This window comes from Tepidicella baoligensis, assembly GCF_013432195.1.
GTDB classification, from domain to species: Bacteria; Pseudomonadota; Gammaproteobacteria; order Burkholderiales; family Burkholderiaceae_C; genus Tepidicella; species Tepidicella baoligensis.
In genome coordinates this window covers 135,030-157,943 of sequence record NZ_JACCDB010000002.1, presented here as the reverse complement: position 1 = coordinate 157,943, position 22,914 = coordinate 135,030, and the positions used below count along the sequence as shown (strand labels likewise).

Genomic DNA, 22,914 nt, shown 5'->3' with positions numbered 1-22,914 from the left:
GCCAGGCTCAGGGCTGGAGCCGACCGGGGCGGCCATCGCCGGTCGGCCCTTGCGCTGCGGAGGGCACATGCGGCTCCGTCAACAGGCGCAACCGGAACACGGCACCCTGGGCATCGGGCCGGTTACCGGCTTCCAGTTGCCCACCGTACCGCTCCACCAAGCCCTGACTGATCCAGAGTCCAAGGCCATTGCCGTCGTTCTTGGTCGTGAAGAATGGCGAGAACAGCCGCTCCATAACGGCCGGGCTCAGGCCCGGTCCGGTGTCGGCCACCTCCACGACGGGGCCCAGAGTCGTGCCAGAGGCGTCATCCACCCAATCGAACGTCCGCAGGGTCAAACAGCCTTGGTCGGGCATGGCCTGGATGGCGTTGATCATCAGGTTGATGATCACCTGCTGCAGTTCCTGCCGGTTGATGCCCGCGCGAGCCGAGGCTTGGCAATCCTGCTCCACACGGATCCGTCGCTGTTGCAGCAGGTGGCCCACCAGCACCAGGCAATCGGAGGCGATCTGGTTGACGTCCTGCTGGTCCACGTAGCCGGCAAATTCGGTCGGTCGGGCGTACTGGAGCAACTGGGTCACGATGAGCCGCATGCGTTCGACCTGTTCGTCGAGCAGCCGGAGTTCGCCGAGCACGGGATCGGCTGCCGGGCCGAGTTCCTGGCGGATCAGGTCCAGGTTGCCTTGCATCACGGCGATGGGGTTGTTGATCTCGTGCGCGACGCTGGCCGTGAGCTGGCCGATGGCCGCGAGTTTTTCCGATTTGACGAGCTGCTGCTGGGCCTGCCGCAGCGAGGCGTTGCTCGCCTCCAGTTCGCGGGTGCGTTCCTGCACCTTGAGGTCCAGCGTCTGGGCCCATTCCCGCAGCCGGCGCGTGTTGTCCTCCACCACGTCCAGCAGGTGATCGAGGTGGTTCGCCAATGCGCCGAGTTCGTCACGCGCCACGATCGTGCCCACGCGGGCCCCGGACTCGCCTTTCTCGATGCGCTCGATGGTGGCGTTCATTTGTTCCACCGGTCGGAAGATGCTGCGCGCCCAGCGGACCGAAAACACGGCGGCCAGGGCCATGACCGCCAGGAAGATCAGACCCATGACTCCGAGCATGCCGTAACGCATCCAGCGGTACGGGCGTTCCAGGTAACCCACGTACAGCATGCCGATCCGTTCACCCCGCGCGTCCTGCAGGGGCTGGTAGGCGCTCACGTACCAGTCGTTCACCACGAAGGCCCGGTCCAGCCATGTCTGACCTTGGCCCAGCACCGCGTCACGCACGGCCTGAGAGACCCGGGTGCCGATGGCCCGTTGGCCCTGAAACAGGCGCACGTTGGTGGAGATGCGCACGTCGTCCAGGAACAGGGTGGCCGTGCCCAGGCTCCCGAACGGCAGCGAGCCCTCCGGGTACACGATGCGATTGATGTGGTCGATGAGCGCCAGGTTCTGGTTCAACAACAATCCGCCGTGCAACACGGCCCAGGGACGCCCCTGGGCATCGGGAACGGGCAGACTGGCCAACATGACCATGGCCCGGTTTTCGATCTGACGTTGAGTGGGGCTGGCATTGAGGGTGTCGACCAGGGGAATGGAGGTGCGTTCCAGCAAGTGGGGGCCCCATTCGGCCAGCTCGGAGGGCGACATCAGCCTAAGCGTGGCGCTGTAGTCTTTGGGCCCGTTCAGTGGGCCGGTTGGAGCCTCTCCGTGGCGAACCAGTATCAGGATGTCGAGTCCAAGGCGTTCTCGCTCATCCAGCAACAAGTCGTGCAGGTCGATCAGGTCGGGGTATCGATCCCCGTATGCCGCCACCCCGCCCGGATGTGGGGCCACGAGGGCACCGCCATGCGCACGGGCACCTTCCAGCGCCTGGTGTAGCGCCAGCGACATCGCCACCCCCCGGGTGCCTGCCCCCACCTCGTAGAGCACCTGCTGGAAGTAGCCGTTGGCCACCGCCAGGTCGGCGCGCACCTTGGCGGTGAGCAGGCGGTCGTAAGCCACATGGCTCCACAGCATCAGGGCCAGTACCAGCAGCGGGAAGACGACGGCCAGTGGCAGCAAAGCGATGGCCAGCAGCTTGTGACGAACCGAATGGTTCATCCAGCGGGGCGTCTTGAACCAGGCCATGGGTCAGGGGTGGTGCGAGTTCATTCCCCATTCTGCAACGCGCCGCTCCAGCGTGCGCCTGGAAACCCCGAGCAACTGGGCAGCCCGGGTCTTGTCGCCTTGCACCGACTCCAGGATAGACAGGATGTGCTGCTTTTCCAGTGTCTGCAAATCGATGGGGCCGTGGGCCAAACGGGTAGACGCTGCCGACATGGACGGATAGAGCGCGGAGACATTGAGGGTGCCCAGGATCAGCGAACGTTCGATGAAGTTGCGCAGCTCGCGCGTGTTTCCCGGCCAGCCGTATTGCATGAGCAGTTGGAGCTCCTCTGGGGAGACTTCTATAGGGGCCACCCCGAGCAGCGGGGCCAATTCGTGGATGTAGTGGTTGATCAGGTCCGCAATGTCCTCGCTGTGCGTGCGCAGGGGGGGTAAATGAATATCCACCACCTTGAGGCGGTAGTACAGGTCGGACCGGAAGCGCCCGGCAGCCACCTCAGCGGTCAACTCGCGGTTGGTGGCTGCGACGATGCGCACGTCCACCGCCAAGGTCTGTTGACTGCCGACCGGGCGTATCCGCAGGTCTTCGATGGCGCGCAGCAGCGCCGCCTGCACAGGCAGCGGCAGTTCGGCCACCTCATCGAAAAACAGGGTGCCCCCCTGGGCGTAATAGAAGAGCCCGTCTTTCGCATGCGCACTGCCGTGGCCGCCTGGCTTGGCATGCCCGAACAGTTCAATGGCCATGTCTTCCGGGGAGAGCGAGGCGCAGTTCACCGGCACGAAAGGCCCGCCGGCTCGGGCGCTGCGCGCGTGCAGCTCTCTGGCCACCAGTTCCTTACCGGTGCCAGACTCTCCGGTGAGCAGCACCGTGCTTGGCATCGGTGCGGTGCGCTCGATCGCATCCCGCACCGCTTGCATGGCAGCAGAACGGCCCACGATGGGTGAACCCGACCGGCGGGCCATCGGCTTGGTTTCGCGCCGCAGCACGTAGTTCTCACGCCGCAGCCGGGTGCGCTCGTGGCATTGCTGGATGGCGTTGAGGATCTGTGGAATGCGGAAAGGCTTGAGGATGAAGTCGGATGCGCCCGCCCGCAAGGCTTCGATCGCCGTTTCCAGGTCGGCAAAGGCGGTGATGAGAATGACCTCGCCGCTGTAACCTTGCTCCCTCAATTCCTTGAGCCAGACCACGCCATTCTTGCCCGGCAGGGAGATGTCCAAGATCACCAGATCCATCCGCTGGGCGCGCATCCACTCGGACCCCTCTTCAGCGCTGGCCGCCACGGCGACGAAGCGGCATCGAGGTGCGAGCACCTTCACGAGAAAGTTGCGCATGCCTTGCTCGTCATCGACCACCAGAATGGACCAGTGGGGCCACCCGTCGGTCGGACCAGGGGTGTTGAATCGATCAGAAAGAGGAGGCGCAGTGGGGGAATTCACCAGACGTTCCATTCTTTATTCCTGAATAAAAAACTCGGGAATTGGGGTTTTCGAGACAGGAGGAGGCTGACCTCCAGTGGTACGAGTGTTTGGATGGATGCGACAACTTGTCGTCTCGTGGCGCGACAAAGCGTCGACATTCAGGGTAATCCCGAAACCATTTCCGGGGTTGTGACCCAAGGTAAAAATCGATTCATAAGCAATCACTGTTGGCCTGCATATTGCTTTCGGGAGGAGGGGCGTTCCGCGGTCATTCTCTGTATCGTGGCCCTGATTGTGCGGCCTAACCTGGACGCGCGCGGTCGTCCTGTTGACGTCCTTGCTGACTTTCCCGGCCGGCGGTAGATTCGCTGTTTATGTACATGACTTCATACCGCCGCATGGAGCGGTTTGTGGTCCACATCTGAGGAGACATGCATGGGCACCCCCAACAAATCCCATTTCCTTTCCCGTCGCCGCTGGTTTGCCGGAGCCGGTGCCGTGGGAGCGGTCGCAGCGGTTGCCGCCGTGGCTCCCAAGGCGGTGGTCCAGACCGAGGCCACGGCAGCAGCGGCAACGGCCCCCCGTTCCGGAGGCGGCTACAAGCTGTCAGAGCACGTCAAGCGCTATTACCAGACCACTCGCGTCTGAACCCTTGGCCGCGAGTGGTCTGAGGGTCTCCGCGGCAGCCATTTCGTTTCAACTCCAGAGGTAACAAGCCATGTTGCTGACCAAAAAAACGGGGCATCGCGTAGGCTCGGCTGGATCGGGCAGCTTTGTCAACAGCCTTCGGCGCGGTTTTGCCCATGCCGTGCCCACCATGGACCGTCGCGCCTTCTTGCGCCGCTCAGGTCTGGGCCTGGGCGTCGGCCTCGCGGCCTCTCAACTCTCGCTCGTGAAGAAGGCCGAGGCCGCATCCGGCGGCTCCATCGACGGTACCGGCAAGGTCGAGGTCAAGCGGACTGTTTGCACCCACTGCTCGGTGGGTTGCGCCGTCGACGCCGTGGTGGAAAACGGCGTCTGGGTCCGTCAGGAACCGGTGTTCGACTCCCCCATCAACCTGGGTGCGCATTGTGCCAAGGGCGCCTCCGTCCGCGAGCACGGCCATGGCGAGTACCGTCTGCGTTACCCGATGAAGTTGGTCAACGGCAACTACCAGCGCATCACCTGGGACCAAGCCTACGACGAAATCGTGGCCAAGATGAAAGCGCTGCGCGAGGCCAGCGGCCCTGACAGCATGTATTTCATCGGGTCTTCCAAGCACAGCAACGAACAGGCCTACCTGCTGCGCAAGTTCGTCAGCTTCTGGGGGACCAACAACTGCGACCACCAGGCGCGCATCTGCCACTCGACCACCGTTGCGGGTGTGGCCAACACCTGGGGCTATGGTGCGATGACCAACTCCTACAACGACATGCAAAACAGCAAAGTGGCGTTGTACATCGGTTCCAACGCTGCCGAAGCACACCCCGTGTCGATGCTGCACATGCTCCACGCCAAAGAGCAGGGCTGCAAGATGATCGTGGTCGACCCGCGCTTCACCCGTACGGCGGCCAAGGCCGACGAGTACGTGCGCATTCGCTCCGGCTCCGACATCCCCTTCCTGTTCGGAGTGCTGTACCACATCTTCAAGAATGGCTGGGAAGACAAGAAGTACATCAGCGACCGCGTCTATGGCATGGACAAGGTGCGCGAGGAAGTGATGGCCAAATGGACGCCGGATCAGGTCGAGGAAGCCTGCGGCGTCAAGGAGGAGCAGGTACTCAAGGTCGCGAGGATGTTGCACGAGAACCGGCCGGGCACCATCGTCTGGTGCATGGGGCAAACCCAGCACACCATTGGCAACGCCATCGTGCGCGCATCGTGCATCCTGCAGCTCGCACTGGGCAACATCGGAGTCAGCGGCGGCGGGGCCAACATCTTCCGCGGTCACGACAACGTGCAGGGGGCTACCGATGTCGGGCCCAACCCCGATTCCCTGCCGGGCTATTACGGTCTGGCCGAGGGCGCATGGAAACACTTCGCCGCCACCTGGGGAGTGGATGTCGACTGGATCCAGTCGCGTTACGCCGAAGGCATGATGTCCAAGCCGGGCATCACCGTATCGCGCTGGATCGACGGTGTGCTCGAGGACAAGGAGGCCATAGACCAGAGCAGCAACCTGCGCGGTGTGATCTTCTGGGGCCATGCCCCGAACTCCCAGACCCGCGGCTTGGAAATGAAGCGGGCCATGGACAAGCTGGACCTGCTGGTGGTGATCGACCCATACCCCTCGGCGACGGCCGCCATGGCCGCGATGCCCGGCAACCCGCAGGATCTGAACCCCAACCGCACGGTGATTCTGCTGCCGGCGGCCACGCAGTTCGAGACCAGTGGTTCCTGCACGGCTTCCAACCGTTCCATCCAGTGGCGTGAGAAGGTGATCGAGCCGCTGTGGGAAAGCCGCAGCGACCACATGATCATGTACCAGCTGGCCCAGCGCCTGGGTTTTGCCAACGAGCTCTGCAAGAACTATGGTTTGCAGAAGGTCGGCGGCATGGACGAGCCGGTGGTCGAGGACATCCTGCGCGAGATCAACAAGTGTGTCTGGACCATCGGCTACACCGGGCACAGCCCCGAACGCCTGAAGGCTCACATGCGCAACATGCATGCCTTCGACATCAAGACGCTGAAGTGCAAGGGCCATGTGGTCGACAAGGAAACCGGCTACGACATGACCGGCGACTACTTCGGCCTGCCCTGGCCCTGCTACGGCACCCCCGAGATGAAGCACCCGGGCTCGCCCAACCTGTACGACACCTCCAAGCACGTGATGGACGGGGGTGGCAACTTCCGGGCCAACTTTGGCGTGGAACGCGACGGCGTGAGCCTGTTGGCAGCCGATGGCTCGCATTCACTGGGTGCCGAGATCACCACCGGGTATCCCATGCTGACCGACCAGTTGCTCAAGAAACTCGGCTGGTGGGACGAGTTGACGCCTGAAGAGCAGGCCGCCGCGGAAGGCAAGACCTGGACCACCGACCCGACGGGTGCCATGATCCGCGTGTTCATGAAGCACGGCTGCCACCCCTTCGGCAATGCCCGGGCTCGTGCCTACGTCTGGAACTTCCCGGATCCTATTCCCCAGCACCGCGAGCCGGTTTATGGCACCCGGCCGGATTTGATCGCAAAGTACCCGAGTCACGACGACCAGAAGAACCGCTGGCGCCTGCCCATCCTTTACAAAACGCTGCAGCAAAAGAACGTCGAAGACAAGGTGTACGAGAAATTCCCGCTGATCATGACCTCCGGGCGTCTCGTCGAATACGAAGGCGGTGGCGAGGAAACCCGCTCCAATCCCTGGCTGGCCGAGCTGCAGCAGGAGATGTTCGTGGAGATCAACCCGGCCACGGCAGCCCAGCGCGGCATCCGCAACGGCGACCGGGTGTGGGTGACCACCCCGACCGGGGCTCGCATCAATGTGCAGGCACAAGTCACGCCTCGTGTGGATGAGACCACCGTGTTCTTGCCGTTCCACTTCTCGGGTCGCTGGCAAGGGCAGGATCTGCTCAAGCAGTATCCAGAAGGTGCAGCGCCGATCGTGCGCGGGGAGGCGGTCAACACCGCCACCACCTATGGTTACGACATCGTGACCATGATGCAGGAAACCAAGACCACCATCTGCAACGTCGAGCGCGCATGAGGAGCAACGAATGGCACGCATGAAATTCATCTGTGATGCAGAACGCTGCATCGAGTGCAACGGTTGTGTGACCGCTTGCAAGAACGAACACGAGGTGCCTTGGGGGGTCAACCGTCGCCGTGTGGTCACCCTCAACGATGGGGTGCCGGGCGAAAAGTCCATCTCGGTGGCCTGCATGCACTGTTCCGACGCCCCCTGCATGGCCGTCTGCCCAGTGAACTGTTTCTACCGCACCGACGAGGGCGTGGTGCTGCACGACAAGGATGTGTGCATCGGCTGCGGCTATTGCAGCTATGCCTGCCCGTTTGGTGCCCCTCAGTTCCCAGGCCAGGGCACTTTCGGCGTGCGCGGCAAAATGGACAAGTGCACTTTCTGTGCCGGCGGCCCCGAAGCCAGCGGCAGCCAGGCCGAATTCGAGAAATACGGTCGCAACCGCCTGGCCGAAGGCAAGCTGCCCGCCTGCGCCGAGATGTGCTCTACCAAGGCCCTGCTCGCTGGTGACGGCGATGTGGTGGCCGACATCTTCCGCAGCCGGGTTCTGCGGCGAGGCAAGGGGGCCGAAGTGTGGGGTTGGGGCACTGCCTATGGCAGCGCCCAGGGAGGACGCTCATGATTCGCGCACGCATCTTGAAAATCGCCTTCGTGGCCGCTGGCGTGGCCCTGTTGGCCGCCTGTGGGGAGGTGCCCCAGGATCTGAATACGGCGGCCGTCAAGCCCGGCACCCCGGCCTACCAGGGTGTCGGTGCCAGCCAGTTCGCCGAGCGTGGCTGGCAGCCCGGAGACCGCACCAGCTGGGAACAGCAATTGCGTGCCCGTGCCGCCTACGGTCAGAACGAATACACCCGTGTCCACTGAACAGGAGGACCCCATGCGAACTCTCCTCAACGCAGCGGCCCTGCGCCCATGGCGGGGCTGGTGTGTGGCGCTCCTCATGGCGGTCGGTCTCGGTGTTGCTGTGGCACAGACGACGACCCCGGGCACCATGCCCGAGGCTGGAGGCGGCATCCAGAATGCGAACATCTTCCAGATCGCCCCGGATGCCGACACCGACCCCAACTACATGAACCAGTCGAACGCGGAGCGCAGGCAGGTTCAGCCCGGCAACAACGCCCCCATGTGGCGTCAGGTAGGGCAGGGTGTCACGGGGGTCACCAACTTCCCCTATCCCGAATACGGCACGCTCATTCAGCCTTTCGTGCAATATCCGGGTTCTCGTCTGACCAATGCGGGCGAGGCCTGGCGGCAAGTGCGCAACGAGGTGATTCTCCCCTACGGAGGCGCGTTGCTGCTCATCGTGGTGGTGGCGATTGCGCTGTTCTACTTCGGCAAGGGCCCCATTCGTCTACATGGTCAGGAGACCGGTCGCCAGATCGAGCGCTTCACCGCTTTCGAGCGCGCCGCTCACTGGACGAATGCGTTCGCCTTCGTCGCCCTCGCGGTTTCGGGTCTGATCATGGCCTTTGGCAAGTTCTTCCTGCTGCCCATCATGGGAAGCACGCTGTTTGGCTGGCTGACCTACGCGATGAAGAACCTCCACAACTTCGTCGGGCCGCTGTTTGCCGTGTCGCTGGTGATCGTGTTCTTCACCTTCCTGCGCGACAACCTGCCCAGCAAGGATGACATCCAGTGGTTGCTCAAGGGGGGAGGTCTGTTCAGCGGCCAGGAGGTGCCTTCGCACCGCTTCAACGCCGGTGAAAAAGCCGTTTTCTGGGGTGGGGTGTTCCTGCTCGGCTTCATCGTCGTGGCCTCAGGCCTCGTGCTCGACAAGCTGATTCCCGGGCTGGCCTACCTCCGTGCCGACATGCAGATCGCGCACATGATTCATGCGTCGGCTGCGGTCATGATGATGGCCATGTTCCTTGGGCACATCTACATGGGTACACTGGGTATGCAAGGTGCCTACCAGGCCATGAAAACGGGCTATGTGGACGAGACCTGGGCCAAGGAACATCACGAACTCTGGTATGACGACATCAAGGCGGGCAAGATTCCGGCAGAACGCAGCACACCCGCAAGTGGCAAGCCCGCTGTGGGCAAGGCCAAGGCTGTTTGACGACCGATCCACGACAGGAGGCCGAAGGTGTTGTTGACGGAACCGCAGCAAGCCGCCTTCCAGCTTCCTTTGCCCCGCCTGTCGCGGGCACGCGTGCCGCTGACGCGCGACGTGACGGTGGTCAACGAGTGCGGTGAGCGGCGCTCCCTGTCCATTCCCGCCGAGCGGGACCTTACGGTCTATGTGGACAAGCGCGAACTCGTCACGCTCATGACGCTTGGGGGGCACCCCGAATGGCTGGTGCTCGGTTATCTGCGCAACCAGCGCCTCGTCGAATCCGTGCACGACATCGAATCCATCACGGTGGACTGGGAGGTGGGGGCCGCTGCCGTGAAGACCCGGCGCGGGCTGCACCACATCGAAGAGCGCACGGCCAAGCGTGTGGTCACGACCGGTTGCGGGCAGGGCAGCGTGTTTGGCGGCATCCTCGACGAACTGGACCGCATCCGGCTGTCGCCCACGGCGCAGTTGCGGCAGTCCGATCTGTACCAGATCGTCAAGACCATCCGTGAGCAGGACTCGACCTACAAGCAGGCCGGTTCGGTGCATGGTTGCGCCTTGTTCCGGGGTTCCGACATGCTGCTGTTCGTGGAGGACGTGGGCCGCCACAACGCGGTGGACACCATCGCCGGCTGGATGTGGCTGCAAAACCCGGCCGACATGGAGGGGACTGACAAGACCTTCTACACCACGGGCCGGCTGACCAGCGAGATGGTGATCAAGGCGGCACAGATGGGCGTGCCGGTCGTGGTGTCGCGCAGCGGCATCACGCAGATGGGGCTTGAAGTGGCCGAGCGCGTCGGGGTGTGCGCCATTGGTCGGGCCACCCACCAGCGTTTTCTGTGTTTTTCCCATCCGCAGCGCCTGCTGCGGGACGTTGAACCCGTTCGCGCAACCTACACCAGCTCCATGTAGCGAGCCCGTTCCCAGTCGGTGACGGCGAGTCGGAAGCGGCTGATCTCCCACTGGCGGGTCTGCACGAAGTGGTCCACGAAACCGTCCCCTAGCAATTCGCGGGCCAGGGCCGATTCGGCCATGAGTGCGGTCGCCTGCTCCAGGTTCTGGGGCAGAGGGGCGCCGGTGTCCACCGCGTCGGGGTCCAGCCGGTGGCGGATGCCGTGCAGGCCCGATGCCACCGCCGCTGCGATCGTCAGATAAGCGTTGGCGTCTGCACCGGGCACGCGCGTTTCCAGCCGTTGCGAGCGGGCGCTGCCCGGCACCACCCGAAAGGCGGCGTGCCGGTTGTCGATGCCCCAGGTGGCCTGCACCGGGGCCAGCATGCCATCCACCAGCCGTTTGTAGCTGTTGATGAAGGGTGCGTACACCGCGAACAGGTGGGGCAGGGCGTGCATCTGCCCGGCGATGTAATGCCGCAATGTCTCGCTCACGCCGTGTGCCGCCTGCGCATCGTGGAACAGGTTGCGGCCGTCTTGCCACAGGCTTTGGTGCAAATGTTGGCCGCAGCCGGCATAGGCGGGTGACCACTTCGCCATAAAGGTATTGAGCAGCCCGTGCCGCCGCCCGATTTCGCGCGTGGCTTGCTTGAATAGGGCGGCCCGGTCGGCACTCTCCAGGGCCGGGCCGTATGTCAGGGCCACTTCCAGGTTGCCCGGGCCGGCTTCGGTGTGCAGCGTCTCGAGCGGGATGCCGGCCTGTGGCAGCCAGCGGAACAGGTCGTTGACGAAACCGGCCACGGCATCGATGCGGAACGGTGAGTAGTTGGTGACCGATTCGGTGGCCGCTTCCAGCTCCCGGTAGCCCTTGACCCGGACGCTGCGTTCGGTTTCGCGGAACACATACCACTCCAGCTCCACGCCTACCTGCACGTCCAGCCCCATGTCGGCGGCTTGGGCCAGCACACGTTTGAGCACCTGCCGGGGGCACATGGGCAAAGGGGTGCCATCGGGCAGCAGGTGCTCGCCGATCAGCGCCCAGCGCCCTTCGTCCCAGGGCAACTGGCGCGCGGTCGCCGCATCCAGCCGCAAGCCGATCTCGCCGAGCGCCGTGCCCAGGCCAGCGAACCGTACGGTGTGGGTGTAGAGGTCATCGGCAATGTCCCAGCCGAAGGCCGCGCTGGCGATGGTGCCACCACCTGTGAGCAATTCGGCCATCTTGTCCCCGGAGTGCGTCTTGCCCCGGCAGACGCCGTCGATATCGGTGGTGAAGAACCGCGCGTGGCTGGCAGCGCGCAGCTGTTGTTCCAGTGTGGTGAGGATGGCGGGTGGCATAGGTGCATTGTGCGGGGTGTCCGACGTGGGCAATGGGTCCACTCGGCGTAAGCCCAAGCCGTTAGCATACGGTCCATTGACGTTATTGTGGCCGCTGCAGCGCCCCGATTTTCATGACACCCCAAGTCCATATCATCAAACACCCGCTGGTGCAGCACAAGCTCACGCTGATGCGCCGCAAGGACACCAGCACCAAGAGCTTTCGCCAGCTCGTTCATGAGCTCAGCGCACTGCTGGCCTATGAGGTCACGCGCGAGATGCCGATGCAGGAAGTCGAGATCGAGACGCCGCTGGAGCGCACCACCGGTCGCGTGATCGATGGCAAAAAGATCGTGCTGGCCTCCATCCTGCGCGCCGGCAACGGCTTCCTGGACGGCATGCTGGAGGTCTTGCCCAGTGCCCGTGTGGGGCACATCGGCCTGTTCCGCGATCCGCAAACCCTGCAGGCCGTGGAGTACTACTTCAAGATGCCCTCTGGCATGGAGGAGCGCGACGTGATCGTGCTCGACCCCATGCTGGCCACCGGCAATTCGGCGGTGGCGGCGGTGAACCGGCTCAAGGCCTGCCATCCGCGTTCGCTGCGGTTCGTGTGCCTGGTCACCTGCCCCGAAGGCATTGCCACCTTCCACAAGCATCATCCGGACGTGCCCATCTACACCCCGGCCGTGGACCGGGGCTTGAACGACCACGGCTACATCGTGCCGGGCCTGGGCGACGCCGGCGATCGCATCTTCGGCACCAAATAAACGACTGCTATCGCACGGAATAAGGGTTTGCGCTAACCTTGACCCATGCATACCCCTTCCGCTTCCTTTTGGTCCATCGGCTGGCGCGCGCTCGTGCGTGACTGGCGTGCGGGCGAACTGCACGTGCTGGTGCTGGCCATTGCGCTGGCGGTGGCGGCGCTCACCGCGGTGGGTTTCTTTGCCGACCGGCTGCAAAGCGGCCTGAATCGCGACGCGCGCCAGCTCATCGGTGGGGATGCGGTGGTCCGCAGCGACCAGCCTCCCCCCCCCGCCTTCGAGGAGCAAGCGCGCGCCCTGGGTCTGGAAGTGACCCGCCATGTGGGTTTCCCGACCATGGGTCGAGCCGATGACGAACAAGGGGGTGCGGCGCGTTTGGTGGCGCTCAAGGCGGTGGAGAGCAACTACCCGTTGCGCGGTCAGTTGCGCGTGGCCATGGCGCCCGATGCCCCGGACGAAGCCACCCGCGAGGTGCCTGCGCCGGGCACCGCCTGGGTGGATGCAGCGCTGCTGGCAGCGCTCGATCTGGAGGTAGGGCAGTCCTTGTGGCTGGGCGACCGGCAGTTCCGTATCGACCGGGTCATCGTCATCGAACCCGACCGGGGCGCAGGCTTCATGAGCTTTGCGCCGCGGGTCATGATTCATGCCGACGATCTGCCTGCCACCGGTCTGGTGCAGCCCGCCAGCCGCCTGAGCTACCGGCTGGTGGTGGCGGGTGACGATGCCGCCGTGCGGCGCTACATCCAGTGGGCTGAGGCCGAAGTGGCCCGGCCGGACGTGCGGGGGGTGGGCCTGGAGTCGTTTGAGAGCGGCCGCCCCGAAATGCAGCAGACCTTGGCCCGGGCCGAGAAATTCCTCAATCTGGTGGCCTTGCTGGCCGCTTTGCTGAGCGCCGTGGCGGTGGCCATCGCCGCGCGCGTGTACGCCAGCCGGCACTTGGACGACTGCGCCATGTTGCGCGTGCTGGGCCTGTCGCAGGCCACCATGGCCAAGGCCTACACCCTGTCCTTCGTGGTCGTGGGTCTGCTGGCGGGCGTGGCAGGCGTGGTGCTGGGCTACATCGTGCACCACGGTTTCGTGGTGTTGCTGGCCGAACTGGTCAAGACCGACATGCCGGCGCCGAGCGCCTGGCCTGCCGTGTTTGGTTTGGGTGTGGGTCTGACGCTGATGCTGGCCTTCGGCCTGCCCCCGGTGCTGCAGCTCGCCCGGGTGCCGCCGTTGCGCGTCATCCGGCGCGAGGTGGGCAACCTCAAGCCCGCCTCCCTGGCCGTGTTGGGGCTGGGGGCAGCCGGTTTTGCCGCGCTGCTGCTGGTCGCCAGTCGAGACCTCACCCTGGGACTCATCGCGGTCGGCGGTTTCGCCGCTGCAGTGGCCGTGTTCGCTCTGGCCAGCTACATCGCGGTGCGGGTGTTGCGCGCCGTGGTCAATGAAAGCATGGCGCCGCGCTGGCTGCGCCTGGCCACCCGCCAGCTCAGCGCCCGGCCTGCGTATGCGGTGGTGCAGGTCAGTGCCTTGTCGGTTGGCTTGCTGGCGCTGGTGCTGCTGGTGCTGCTGCGCACCGACCTCATCACCAGCTGGCAGCAGGCCACGCCGCCCGACGCACCCAACCGTTTCGTCATCAACATCCAGCCCGAGCAGGCCGAACCTTTCCAGCAGACGCTGCGCGAGCAGGGGGTGGAGCGCTACGACTGGTATCCCATGATCCGCGGCCGGCTGGTGGCCGTCAACGGCCGCACCGTGGTGCCCGAGGACTTCGAGGGCGATCGGGCCCAGCGCCTGGTGGACCGTGAGTTCAACCTCTCGCACAGCGCCACCGCGCCGCCGCACAACCAGATCGTGGCCGGGCGCTGGCAACCCGAGGAGCCTGACGCCATTTCCATCGAGGAAGGGTTGGCGCAAACCCTCGGCCTCAAGCTGGGCGACCGTCTCACGTTCGACATCGCCGGCATCCCCGTGGAGTCACGCATCACCAGCCTGCGCAAGGTGGACTGGGGGTCCATGCGCGTGAACTTCTTCGCCATGTACCCTGTCTCCCAGATGGAGGATGTGCCCCTGACCTACATCAGCGCCTACCGCGCCCCCGATACCCCGGGTTTCGACAACGCGCTGGTGCGCGCCTTTCCCAACATCACCAACGTGGACATGAGCAGCACGATCGCGCAGGTGCAGCGTGTGCTGGGGCAGGTGATCCGCGCCGTCGAGTTCCTGTTCGCCTTTACCCTGGCCGCCGGGCTGGTGGTGCTGTTCGCCGCCGTCACAGCAACGCGGACCGAGCGCGAGCGCGAATACGCGATTCTGCGCGCCGTGGGGGCTCAAGCCACGCTGTTGCGTCAGGTGCAGCGGGCCGAACTGCTCGGTGTGGGCCTGCTGGCGGGTTTCCTGGCCTCGGTGGTGGCGGTGATCGTCGGTTGGGCGCTGGCGCGTTATGCGTTCGAATTCGAATGGAATGTCTCGGCTTGGGTGCCGCTGGCCGGCGCGCTGGCCGGGGCGTGGTTGGCGCTGGCGGCTGGCTGGTGGGGCTTGCGCGGCGTCTTGCGCACCCCGGTCGTCGAGACGCTGCGCAAGGCCGCACAATAAGCCATGCAAATACAAGAACCTCCACCGACAAATGCGCAGGGCCTGCCCGTAACGCCTTTTGAATGGATGGGTGGGGAACCCGCCGTGCGGGCCCTGGTGGACCGCTTCTACGACCTGATGGATCTGGAGCCGGCTTACCGCGAGCTGCGTGCCAGCCACGGCACCACGCTGGACGACGCCCGGCAGAAGCTGTTCTGGTTCCTCTGCGGCTGGCTCGGAGGCCCCCAGCACTACCAGGAGCGTTTCGGCCATCCGCGCCTGCGCCTGCGCCACATGCCCTTCAAAATCGGCATCATCGAACGGGATCAGTGGCTGGCCTGCATGGACCAGGCCATGCGCGACACCGGTGTGCCCGCCGACTTGCGCAAGCGCCTGAACCAGAGCTTTTTCCAGACCGCCGACTGGATGGTCAACCAAGGTTCGTTAGTAAAGACGACCCTCTGAGTTCATGCTCTGCTTTGGTTTTTTCCTTCTCTTGAGAAGAGCAGCGGATGGGGAGGCCGGGGGAGGGTTGGTTGGTCACCCGGGGCCAGTTTTCACCAAACCGGGCAGGCCAGCGCGGCGCTGGTGCAATGCCTTGGGCACTGGATAGGGTCATTCCAGCCAGGCCGAACATGGACAACGCCCAAATGCGAAACTTCAGCCTTGGCAGACCGGACGCCATGCGCTTGCATGGGTAGGTGGTGGAGTGGCGCGTCGCCCCGTCAGGTGCGTCAAGCCCTTGCTCCCACACCCACCCATCCGGTCTCTGATTCAGCGACCCCCCATCTGGAGCAAACCATGATTCCCTTGAACGTCAACGGCCGGACCCAAACGGTCGATGTGGACCCCGGAACCCCCATCCTCTGGGCGCTGCGCGACACCCTGGGCCTCACGGGCACCAAGTTTGGCTGTGGGGCCGCGCTGTGCGGTGCCTGCACTGTGCATCTTGACGGCCAGGCCATCCGCTCCTGCGTCACGCCAGTGTCGGCCGCGCAGGGCAAGGCCATCACCACCATTGAAGCCGCCACCGGCGGCGCCGACCGCGTGGGCTCGGCCGTGCATGCCGCCTGGGTCAAGCACGACGTGGCCCAGTGCGGGTACTGCCAGAGCGGGCAGATCATGAGCGCCATCGCACTGCTCAAAACCAACCGCAAGCCCACCGACGCCGACATCGACGCCGCCATGGCCGGCAACGTCTGCCGCTGTGGCACCTATGTGCGCATCCGCGCCGCCATCCACGACGCCGCGCGTTCGCTGGCCTAACCGGAGACCCACCATGCATTTCGAATCCCTTTCCGGCGAACAGCTTCAGTCCCTACTGCCACCCGCACTGGCCCACCGGCTGCGCGAAGAAACCGAAGTCCCCAGCGGCGTGCCGCGCCGCACCTTCCTCAAAGTGGCCACCGCCTCCGGCTTTGCGCTGGGCGCCTTTCCGCTGCTGGCCAACACCGAGCAGACAGTGGCACCTACCGCTGCCACAAGCCTGAAAGCCAACCAGTTGCCCGCAGCGTTCGTGAGCATTGCGCGGGACGGCACCGTGACCGTCACGGTCAACCGGCTGGAGTTCGGCCAGGGCACCCACACCGGCCTGGCCATGGTGCTGGCCGAAGAACTGGACGCCGACTGGAGCCGCGTGAAGGCCGTACACGGCACTGCCGACATGGCCTACGCCGACCCGGCTTTCGGCATCCATATCACCGGTGGCTCCACCTCGGTGAAACATTCGTACACCCAGTACCGCGAACTCGGCGCGCGCACCCGCGCCATGCTGCTGGCAGCCGCGGCCAAGCAGTGGAACGTGCCGGTGGGCTCGCTGTCTGCTGAACGCGGTGTGGTGATCGGTCCTGGTGGCAAGCGCCTGCCCTACGGCGAACTCGCTGACGCCGCTATGCAGCAGCCGGTACCTGCCGAGGTGGTGCTCAAGGACCCGTCGCGCTTCACGATCATTGGTCAGCCAACCACGCGCCTGGACGCCAAGGACAAGTCCAGCGGCCAGCAGAACTTTGGCATCGACGTGAACCTGTCCGGCATGCTCACCGCGGTGGTGACCCGGCCGCCTGTGTTTGGTAGCAAGGTGGCTTCGGTGGACGACGCCGCAGCCCGTGCCGTGCCTGGCGTGAAGGCCGTGCTGCGCGTGCCACTTCACGACGGTGGCGAGGGTGTGGCCGTGCTGGCCACCGGCTACTGGGCGGCCAAGCAGGGACGCGAAGCGCTGAAGGTGCAATGGAACGACACCGGCCGCGAGAAGGTGGACAGCGCGCGTCAGCTTGCCAGCTACCGCGAACTCGCGGCCAAGACCGGCAACATCAAGTTCGACGCTGACATGGCACCGCTGGCCAGCGCACCGAACCGGATCAGCGCTGAATTCACTTTCCCCTACCTGGCCCACGCGCCCATGGAACCGCTGAACTGCACCGTGCAGATCACCGGCACCGGGGCCGATGCAAAAGCGAAGCTGTGGGTGGGCACCCAGATGCCGGGCATCGACGCCGCCGCTGCCGCACGCGTGCTAGGGGTCAAACCCGAGAACGTGGCCATGGAGGTGCAGATGGCCGGTGGTGGCTTCGGCCGGCGCGCCATCATTACCAGCGATTATGTGGTGGAAGCCTGCACCGTGGCCAAGGCCGCGCAGACCGCCGGCCTGAATGTGCCGGTGCGTACGCTATGGAGCCGCGAAGACGACATCCGCGGTGGCTACTACCGGCCCATGCACGTGCACCGCGCCGAGATCGGCTTTGATGCCCAGGGCAATGTGCTGGCCTGGGACCACGTGATCGTGGGACAGTCCATCATGGCGGGTACCTTCTTCGAGCCCATGATGGTCAAGGGCGGCGTGGACGAAACCATGGTGGAAGGCATGAAGGCACCCTACCAGGTGCCCATGCGCCTGTCGGCCCACCACCCGAAGCACAATGTGCCCGTGCTGTGGTGGCGCAGCGTGGGCTCCACCCACACCGCCTATGTCATGGAAACGCTGATCGACGAGATTGCCCGCGCCACGAAGCAGGACCCGGTAGCCTACCGCATGAAGCTCATGGACGCTGGCGCCTCGCGCCACCGTGCCGCGCTGCAGCTGGCGGTGGACAAGAGCGGCTACGGGAAAAAGCAGCTCGAGGCCGGCCGCGCCTGGGGCGTGGCCGTGCACGAGTCCTTCAGCTCGGTGGTGGCGTATGTGGTAGAAGCTTCCATCGTGAACGGCGCCCCCAAGCTGCATGCCGTGACGGCGGGTGTGCACTGCAACCTGGCCGTGAACCCGAAGAGCGTGGAAGCACAGGTTCAGGGCAGCGCGCTCATGGGCCTGTCCATGTGCCTGCCCGGGGCAGCCATCACGTTCAAGGACGGCGTGGTCGAGCAGAGCAACTTCGGTGACTTCGCGGTGCCGCGCATCACCGACATGCCCACCATGGCGGTGCACATCGTGCCGAGCGCCGATGCACCCACCGGCATGGGCGAACCGGCGGTGCCGCCACTGGCACCGGCATTTGCCAACGCCATAGCTCAGCTCACCGGCAAGCCGCTGCGGGAGCTGCCGTTCAAACTGGCTTGAACGGCTTGAAGGGTATAAGGGCTTGACGGCAGGAAGCCTGGCCTGGCCAGGCTTCCTGCCATCGTTCAGGCTCAGGCCGGCACCTGCCCGAACTTGCCGTTGTTGAAGTCCATGATCGCCTGAGGGATATCGGCTTCGCTGTTCACCACGAACGGGCCGTGTCCTACCACTGGCTCATTGATCGGCTCGCCAGCCATGACGAGTAGCCGGGCGGCGCCATCTTATCCTTGGCGGGAAGGTTCACCTACAACTGCACCATTTCCATGATTCTGGACAACCTGCGCGGGTACACCACAGCAAGCCGGTCAAGGCGTGGCTGCTCGAGCACAAGGGCCAGATCGTGGTGTTCTACCCGCCCAGCTACAGCCCTGAACTCAACCCTGATGAAATCGCTAGGTCTGGCCGCGGGCCGAAGGCCGCAACAACACCACCAGCGCCCCGGCGCCCCCATCGGCCGGCCGCGCCTGCACGAAGGCCATCACCTCGCTTTTTTGCACCAGCCAGCTGTGCACCTTGCCTTTGAGCACCGGCGTCTTGCCGGGTGAACCCAGGCCCTTGCCATGCACCACGCGCACGCAGCGCAGGCCGTGGCGCCAGGCCTCGCGGATGAATTGACCCAACGACTCCCGGGCCTCGTCGGTGCGCTGGCCATGCAGGTCGATCTGCGCCTGGATCGACCAGTCGCCCTTGCGCAGCTTGCGCACGACTTCCGGCCCCACGCCCGGGCGGCGAAAGCTCAGGTGCTCATCGGTGTGCAGCAGCGTCTCCGCGTCGAATTCGTCGCTCAGCGCCTCACGCATCACGGCCTTTTCGTCGAGTTGACGCTGCACGGGTCGAGGCAGCGGCGTGGCTGGGAGCGCCAGGTGCCGGCCGTGATCGGGCAGACGGTGCACCCGGCCGATGGCTTGCTCGAACAGCAGCCGGTCACGATGCTGGCGATCAAAGGCTTCGCGCCGGGCGGCTTCCTGCGCCAAACGCTCGGCCGTTTCACGCGCAGCACGGTCGACCAAGGCTTTTTTCAGGCGCTTGAGTTCAGACAGGCTGTGCACTTTCATGGCGGGATTGTGGCCCAGCGGACCATGCCTTGCCAGCACAGGGGCGTTCAGACCCGGCCCATCTCGGCCATGGATCGGCACGCGCCGGCCGTGACGATGAAATGGTCCAGCACCCGCACGTCCACCAGGGCCAAGGCGGACTTGAGGGTCTGGGTGAGTGCCTCGTCGGCGCGCGATGGCTCGGCCGTGCCGCTGGGGTGGTTGTGGGCCAGCACCACGGCCGCCGCATGGTGGTGCAAGGCGCGCAGCACCACCTCGCGCGGGTACACACTGGTTTGCGTCAAGGTGCCACGAAACAGTTCTTCCATGGCCAGCAGTCGGTGCTGACTGTCCAGGAACAGCACGGCAAACACCTCGTGCGGCCTGTGGCCCAGATGCAGCTGCAGGTAGTGCGCCACGGCCTGCGGCGAATCGAACAAGGCACGCTCTTTCAATTCTTGCGCCAGCGCGCGCCGGGCCAGTTCCACCACGGCCATGAGTTCGGCCCGTTTCGCAGGCCCCAGTCCCTTGATGGCTTTGAGGGCGTCGGCCCCGCTGTGCAGCAGCCCCGCGACGCCGCCAAAGCGGTCCACCAGCTCTTGCGCTAGCAGCAGCACATTCTTGCCTTGAATGCCGGTGCGCAGCAGCAGCGCCAACAGCTCTGCATCGCTGAGGGCACCGGGCCCTCGCTGCAGCAGCTTCTCGCGTGGCCGGGCATCGGCGGGCAGCCCTTTGAGCGGCAGGGGTACTGTCGTCATCACCATCTCCCTGGTTTCTACAATACGTTGTTACGCCATTGTGCCTGCAAGCCCGATACCCATGCCCCACGTTCAACCCGCATCTTTCCTCACGCTGCACTACCGCCTGTCGGGTCCCGATGGTCGCGACTTCATCAACACCTTCGGCGCCCAGCCCGCCACGCTCAGCTTGGGTAGTGGCGAGCTGTCGCCCGCCATCGAGCAGCGCCTGATCGGATTGGAGGAAGGCACGCACACGGTGATCGAGCTGGCGGCTGGTGAAGCGTTTGGCGAGCGCCAGCCCGAGATGGTGCAATGGGTGGCGCGCAAGCTGCTGGATGAGCTGGGGGATCCGCACGAGCAATACGCGGCAGGCGACGTGGTGCAGTTTCCCACCCCCGATGGCTTGGGCAGTTATGCGGGGGCGGTGCGTGAGGTGCGCGCAGATGGCGCCGTGCTGTTCGACTTCAACCACCCGCTCGCTGGCCAGCCGGTGCGGTTCGAGGTTCAGATCATCGGGGTGTTGTGATGGCTGCTGTGCAAGAAGTGCTGTTGGCCGAGCCGCGCGGCTTTTGTGCCGGGGTGGACCGCGCCATCGAGATCGTCGAGCGCGCGCTGGAAAAATTCGGCCGTCCCATCTACGTGCGGCACGAGATCGTGCACAACACCCACGTCGTCAACGATCTCAAGGCCCGGGGCGCCGTCTTCATCGAAGAGCTGGACGAGGTGCCCGCCGGTGCCACGCTGGTGTTCAGCGCCCACGGCGTGAGTCAGGCCATCCAGCGCGAGGCCCAGCGGCGCGGCTTTCGCATCTTCGACGCCACCTGCCCGCTGGTCAGCAAGGTACACGTGGAAGTGGCCAAGCTGCACAAGGAAGGCTACGAATTCATCATGATCGGCCACAAGGGCCACCCCGAGGTGGAAGGCACCATGGGCCAGCTCGACAACGGTATCCACCTGGTGGAAGACGTGGCCGATGTGGCCCGGGTGCAACCCGCCCAGGTCGAGAAGCTGGCCGTGGTCACGCAGACCACGCTGAGCGTGGATGACGCTGCCGAGATCACCGCGGCCGTCAAGGCACGGTTCCCGAACATCCGCGAACCCAAGCAGCAGGACATTTGCTACGCCACCCAAAACCGGCAGGACGCCGTCAAGCTCATGAGCCGTCAGGTGGACGCCGTGGTGGTGGTGGGCAGCCCCACCAGTTCCAACACCAACCGGTTGCGCGAGCTGGCCGAGCGCATGGGTGTCCCCACATTCATGGTGGAGGATGCTTCGGAGCTGCGCGACGAGTGGTTCGAGGGCCGCGCCCGCGTGGGCGTGACGGCGGGCGCCTCCGCCCCCGAGGGCCTGGTCCAAGGGGTGCTGCAGCGGCTCAAGGCGTTGGGGGCCGTTTCGGTCCGCAGCCTGGATGGGGTTCGCGAAACCACGAAATTCCCGCTGCCCAAGGGCCTGAAGATCGAATGAGCTGCTGGATGCGCCCCTAAAATCGGGGGCATCATGCTAGACATCACCCTCCTGCGCAAAGACCTCGATGCCGTCGTCGCGCGCCTGCAGACCCGTAAAAACCCCCAGTCCTTTCTCGACGTAGAGGCTTTCCAGTCGCTTGAGCACGAGCGCAAGGCGCTACAGGTCAGAACGGAGGAGCTGCAGGCCCGCCGCAACCATTTGTCCAAGCAGATCGGCATGCTCAAGGGCAAGGGCCAGCACGCCGAAGCCGAAGCGGTCATGGCCGAGGTCGGCGCGATCAAAGGCATGCTGGAGACTTCGGCCGCGCGGCTGGACCAGATCCAGTCCGAGTTGCAGGCCCTGCTGCTGGCCGTGCCCAACCTGCCGCACGAGAGCGTGCCAGTGGGCGCCGACGAGTCGGGCAATGTGGAGCTTCGCCGCTGGGCCCCGTCAGGAGGTTACGGGGCGCATCCGCCCGAGCTGGGCTTTACGCCCAAAGACCATGTGGAACTCGCCGAGCCCCTGGGCTTGGACTTCGAGACCGCAGCCAAGCTCAGCGGCTCGCGCTTCGTGGTCATGAAAGGCAAGGTGGCCCGCCTGCACCGCGCACTTGCCCAATTTATGCTCGACGTGCAGACCCAGGAGCACGGCTACACCGAGTGTTATACCCCCTACATCGTCAACGCCCAGACGCTGCGCGGCACCGGCCAGCTGCCCAAATTCGAGGCCGATCTGTTCGCCGCCAAGAAGGGGGGACAGGAGGGCGACGACGAATCGGCGATGTACCTCATCCCCACCAGTGAGGTGACGCTGACCAACTTCGTGCGCGACGACATCGTGGCCGAGGCCGACCTGCCCATCAAGCTTACCGCGCACACCCCGTGCTTCCGGTCTGAGGCCGGGTCCGCTGGGCGAGACACGCGCGGCCTGATCCGCCAGCACCAGTTCGACAAGGTCGAGATGGTGCAGATCGTCCACCCCGACAAGAGCTACGAGGCGCTGGAGGAAATGACCCGCCACGCCGAGGCCGTGCTGCAGAAGCTGGGCCTGCCATACCGTGTGCTGGTTTTGTGCACAGGTGACATGGGTTTCGGCGCCGCCCGCACGCACGACCTGGAGGTGTGGCTGCCCGCCCAGAACACCTACCGCGAGATCAGCTCCGTGAGCAACTGCGAAGCCTTCCAGGCGCGCCGCCTGCAGGCCCGCTTCAAGAACGCCCAGGGCAAGAACGAACTGGTGCACACCCTCAACGGGTCCGGCTTGGCCGTGGGCCGCGCGCTGGTGGCGGTGCTGGAAAACCACCAGAACGCCGACGGCAGCATCACCGTGCCAGCGGTGCTGCGCCCCTACCTGGGCGGGGTGGAAACGCTCTGA

The 22,914-nt window shown here is 65.0% G+C and carries 19 protein-coding genes and 2 pseudogenes; 15 read left to right on the top strand and 6 right to left on the bottom strand.

The genetic code is table 11. The features are described 5' to 3' along the window. Positions 1 to 7 precede the first annotated feature (7 nt). Both HZS63_RS03630 and HZS63_RS03625 read right to left on the bottom strand, forming a co-directional pair. A complete protein-coding gene (locus tag HZS63_RS03630) occupies positions 8 to 2,113 on the bottom strand; it encodes a sensor histidine kinase (protein WP_180682682.1) in 2,106 nt (701 codons plus the stop codon). Between the two features lie 3 nt (positions 2,114 to 2,116). Further along, positions 2,117 to 3,541 carry a sigma-54-dependent transcriptional regulator gene (locus HZS63_RS03625; RefSeq protein WP_180682681.1) on the bottom strand — a complete coding sequence of 475 codons (1,425 nt, stop codon included), beginning with the start codon at positions 3,539 to 3,541 and terminating at the stop codon, positions 2,117 to 2,119. A 405-nt stretch (positions 3,542 to 3,946) separates the two neighbouring features. Between HZS63_RS03625 and HZS63_RS03620 the strand changes: the two genes are divergently transcribed. The 6 genes from HZS63_RS03620 (at position 3,947) to HZS63_RS03595 (ending at position 10,158) form a co-directional block, all read left to right on the top strand. After that, a complete protein-coding gene (locus tag HZS63_RS03620) occupies positions 3,947 to 4,159 on the top strand; it encodes a formate dehydrogenase (protein ID WP_180682680.1) in 213 nt (70 codons plus the stop codon). A 70-nt stretch (positions 4,160 to 4,229) separates the two neighbouring features. Beyond that, positions 4,230 to 7,190 (top strand): formate dehydrogenase subunit alpha, encoded by a 2,961-nt coding sequence (locus HZS63_RS03615; RefSeq protein ID WP_180682679.1) that lies wholly within the window; start codon positions 4,230 to 4,232, stop codon positions 7,188 to 7,190. 10 nt (positions 7,191 to 7,200) lie between these two features. Further along, positions 7,201 to 7,803 (top strand): formate dehydrogenase FDH3 subunit beta, encoded by a 603-nt coding sequence (gene fdh3B / locus HZS63_RS03610; protein ID WP_180682678.1) that lies wholly within the window; start codon positions 7,201 to 7,203, stop codon positions 7,801 to 7,803. After that, positions 7,800 to 8,045: a hypothetical protein gene (locus HZS63_RS03605; RefSeq protein ID WP_180682677.1), complete on the top strand. Its 246-nt coding sequence runs from the start codon at positions 7,800 to 7,802 to the stop codon at positions 8,043 to 8,045. Before fdh3B ends, HZS63_RS03605 begins: the two co-directional genes overlap by 4 nt. A gap of 13 nt (positions 8,046 to 8,058) precedes the next feature. After that, the gene (locus tag HZS63_RS03600) at positions 8,059 to 9,243 is read left to right on the top strand and encodes a formate dehydrogenase subunit gamma (protein ID WP_180682676.1); all 1,185 of its coding nucleotides are present in this window, start codon (positions 8,059 to 8,061) and stop codon (positions 9,241 to 9,243) included. A 27-nt stretch (positions 9,244 to 9,270) separates the two neighbouring features. Next, positions 9,271 to 10,158 carry a formate dehydrogenase accessory sulfurtransferase FdhD gene (locus tag HZS63_RS03595; RefSeq protein ID WP_180682675.1) on the top strand — a complete coding sequence of 296 codons (888 nt, stop codon included), beginning with the start codon at positions 9,271 to 9,273 and terminating at the stop codon, positions 10,156 to 10,158. Here HZS63_RS03595 and HZS63_RS03590 read toward each other — a convergent pair. Further along, complete coding sequence (locus HZS63_RS03590; protein ID WP_180682674.1) at positions 10,140 to 11,471, bottom strand: glutamine synthetase family protein; 1,332 nt, start codon at positions 11,469 to 11,471, stop codon at positions 10,140 to 10,142. The two genes, HZS63_RS03595 and HZS63_RS03590, sit on opposite strands and share 19 nt — an antisense overlap. A 113-nt stretch (positions 11,472 to 11,584) precedes the next feature. Here HZS63_RS03590 and upp point away from each other — a divergent pair, with 113 nt between their 5' ends. From upp to HZS63_RS03565, 5 genes are all read left to right on the top strand, one after another. Next, entirely contained in the window at positions 11,585 to 12,217 is a 633-nt protein-coding gene (gene upp, locus HZS63_RS03585; protein ID WP_180682673.1) for a uracil phosphoribosyltransferase, read from the top strand. 45 nt (positions 12,218 to 12,262) lie between these two features. After that, the gene (locus HZS63_RS03580; RefSeq protein WP_180682672.1) at positions 12,263 to 14,791 is read left to right on the top strand and encodes an ABC transporter permease; all 2,529 of its coding nucleotides are present in this window, start codon (positions 12,263 to 12,265) and stop codon (positions 14,789 to 14,791) included. Between the two features lie 3 nt (positions 14,792 to 14,794). Beyond that, positions 14,795 to 15,235 (top strand): group II truncated hemoglobin, encoded by a 441-nt coding sequence (locus HZS63_RS03575; protein WP_180682671.1) that lies wholly within the window; start codon positions 14,795 to 14,797, stop codon positions 15,233 to 15,235. Positions 15,236 to 15,571: 336 nt separating this feature from the next. Beyond that, on the top strand, positions 15,572 to 16,036 hold the full coding sequence (locus HZS63_RS03570) for a (2Fe-2S)-binding protein (protein ID WP_180682670.1): 465 nt from the start codon (positions 15,572 to 15,574) through the stop codon (positions 16,034 to 16,036). Between the two features lie 13 nt (positions 16,037 to 16,049). Further along, positions 16,050 to 18,320, top strand: coding sequence for a xanthine dehydrogenase family protein molybdopterin-binding subunit (locus HZS63_RS03565; RefSeq protein ID WP_180682669.1), 2,271 nt, complete (start codon positions 16,050 to 16,052; stop codon positions 18,318 to 18,320). A gap of 71 nt (positions 18,321 to 18,391) precedes the next feature. On the opposite strand, the pseudogene HZS63_RS03560 reads toward HZS63_RS03565, so the two are convergent. After that, a pseudogene (locus HZS63_RS03560) lies at positions 18,392 to 18,541 on the bottom strand (pirin-like C-terminal cupin domain-containing protein); the annotation flags it as partial. Positions 18,542 to 18,577: 36 nt separating this feature from the next. Between HZS63_RS03560 and HZS63_RS03555 the strand changes: the two are divergent. Further along, positions 18,578 to 18,708, top strand: a pseudogene (locus HZS63_RS03555) (transposase); the annotation flags it as partial. A 4-nt stretch (positions 18,709 to 18,712) separates the two neighbouring features. Here the strand turns inward: HZS63_RS03555 and HZS63_RS03550 are convergent. After that, positions 18,713 to 19,375: a Smr/MutS family protein gene (locus HZS63_RS03550; protein ID WP_180682667.1), complete on the bottom strand. Its 663-nt coding sequence runs from the start codon at positions 19,373 to 19,375 to the stop codon at positions 18,713 to 18,715. 47 nt (positions 19,376 to 19,422) lie between these two features. Continuing rightward, positions 19,423 to 20,097, bottom strand: coding sequence for a RadC family protein (gene radC / locus HZS63_RS03545; protein WP_180682878.1), 675 nt, complete (start codon positions 20,095 to 20,097; stop codon positions 19,423 to 19,425). 76 nt (positions 20,098 to 20,173) lie between these two features. Between radC and HZS63_RS03540 the strand changes: the two genes are divergently transcribed. Genes HZS63_RS03540 through serS form a run of 3 tightly spaced genes read left to right on the top strand, consistent with a single transcriptional unit; the run spans position 20,174 to position 22,914 of the window. Next, the gene (locus HZS63_RS03540) at positions 20,174 to 20,620 is read left to right on the top strand and encodes an FKBP-type peptidyl-prolyl cis-trans isomerase (protein WP_180682666.1); all 447 of its coding nucleotides are present in this window, start codon (positions 20,174 to 20,176) and stop codon (positions 20,618 to 20,620) included. Continuing rightward, positions 20,620 to 21,558, top strand: coding sequence for a 4-hydroxy-3-methylbut-2-enyl diphosphate reductase (gene ispH / locus HZS63_RS03535; protein ID WP_180682665.1), 939 nt, complete (start codon positions 20,620 to 20,622; stop codon positions 21,556 to 21,558). Before HZS63_RS03540 ends, ispH begins: the two co-directional genes overlap by 1 nt. Before the next feature lie 33 nt (positions 21,559 to 21,591). Continuing rightward, positions 21,592 to 22,914 carry a serine--tRNA ligase gene (serS, locus tag HZS63_RS03530; protein WP_180682664.1) on the top strand — a complete coding sequence of 441 codons (1,323 nt, stop codon included), beginning with the start codon at positions 21,592 to 21,594 and terminating at the stop codon, positions 22,912 to 22,914.

Excerpts from the sequence above, each read along its gene's own strand:
- HZS63_RS03540 (WP_180682666.1), top strand. The coding sequence starts at position 20,174 with ATGCCCCACGTTCAACCCGCATCTTTCCTCACGCTGCACTACCGCCTG.
- HZS63_RS03580 (WP_180682672.1), top strand. The coding sequence starts at position 12,263 with ATGCATACCCCTTCCGCTTCCTTTTGGTCCATCGGCTGGCGCGCGCTC.
- HZS63_RS03590 (WP_180682674.1), bottom strand. The coding sequence starts at position 11,471 with ATGCCACCCGCCATCCTCACCACACTGGAACAACAGCTGCGCGCTGCC.
- HZS63_RS03630 (WP_180682682.1), bottom strand. The coding sequence starts at position 2,113 with ATGGCCTGGTTCAAGACGCCCCGCTGGATGAACCATTCGGTTCGTCAC.
- HZS63_RS03550 (WP_180682667.1), bottom strand. The coding sequence starts at position 19,375 with ATGAAAGTGCACAGCCTGTCTGAACTCAAGCGCCTGAAAAAAGCCTTG.
- HZS63_RS03625 (WP_180682681.1), bottom strand. The coding sequence starts at position 3,541 with ATGGAACGTCTGGTGAATTCCCCCACTGCGCCTCCTCTTTCTGATCGA.
- HZS63_RS03615 (WP_180682679.1), top strand. The coding sequence starts at position 4,230 with ATGTTGCTGACCAAAAAAACGGGGCATCGCGTAGGCTCGGCTGGATCG.
- HZS63_RS03570 (WP_180682670.1), top strand. The coding sequence starts at position 15,572 with ATGATTCCCTTGAACGTCAACGGCCGGACCCAAACGGTCGATGTGGAC.
- ispH (WP_180682665.1), top strand. The coding sequence starts at position 20,620 with ATGGCTGCTGTGCAAGAAGTGCTGTTGGCCGAGCCGCGCGGCTTTTGT.
- serS (WP_180682664.1), top strand. The coding sequence starts at position 21,592 with ATGCTAGACATCACCCTCCTGCGCAAAGACCTCGATGCCGTCGTCGCG.
- HZS63_RS03605 (WP_180682677.1), top strand. The coding sequence starts at position 7,800 with ATGATTCGCGCACGCATCTTGAAAATCGCCTTCGTGGCCGCTGGCGTG.
- HZS63_RS03600 (WP_180682676.1), top strand. The coding sequence starts at position 8,059 with ATGCGAACTCTCCTCAACGCAGCGGCCCTGCGCCCATGGCGGGGCTGG.
- HZS63_RS03620 (WP_180682680.1), top strand. The coding sequence starts at position 3,947 with ATGGGCACCCCCAACAAATCCCATTTCCTTTCCCGTCGCCGCTGGTTT.
- upp (WP_180682673.1), top strand. The coding sequence starts at position 11,585 with ATGACACCCCAAGTCCATATCATCAAACACCCGCTGGTGCAGCACAAG.
- HZS63_RS03565 (WP_180682669.1), top strand. The coding sequence starts at position 16,050 with ATGCATTTCGAATCCCTTTCCGGCGAACAGCTTCAGTCCCTACTGCCA.
- fdh3B (WP_180682678.1), top strand. The coding sequence starts at position 7,201 with ATGGCACGCATGAAATTCATCTGTGATGCAGAACGCTGCATCGAGTGC.
- HZS63_RS03575 (WP_180682671.1), top strand. The coding sequence starts at position 14,795 with ATGCAAATACAAGAACCTCCACCGACAAATGCGCAGGGCCTGCCCGTA.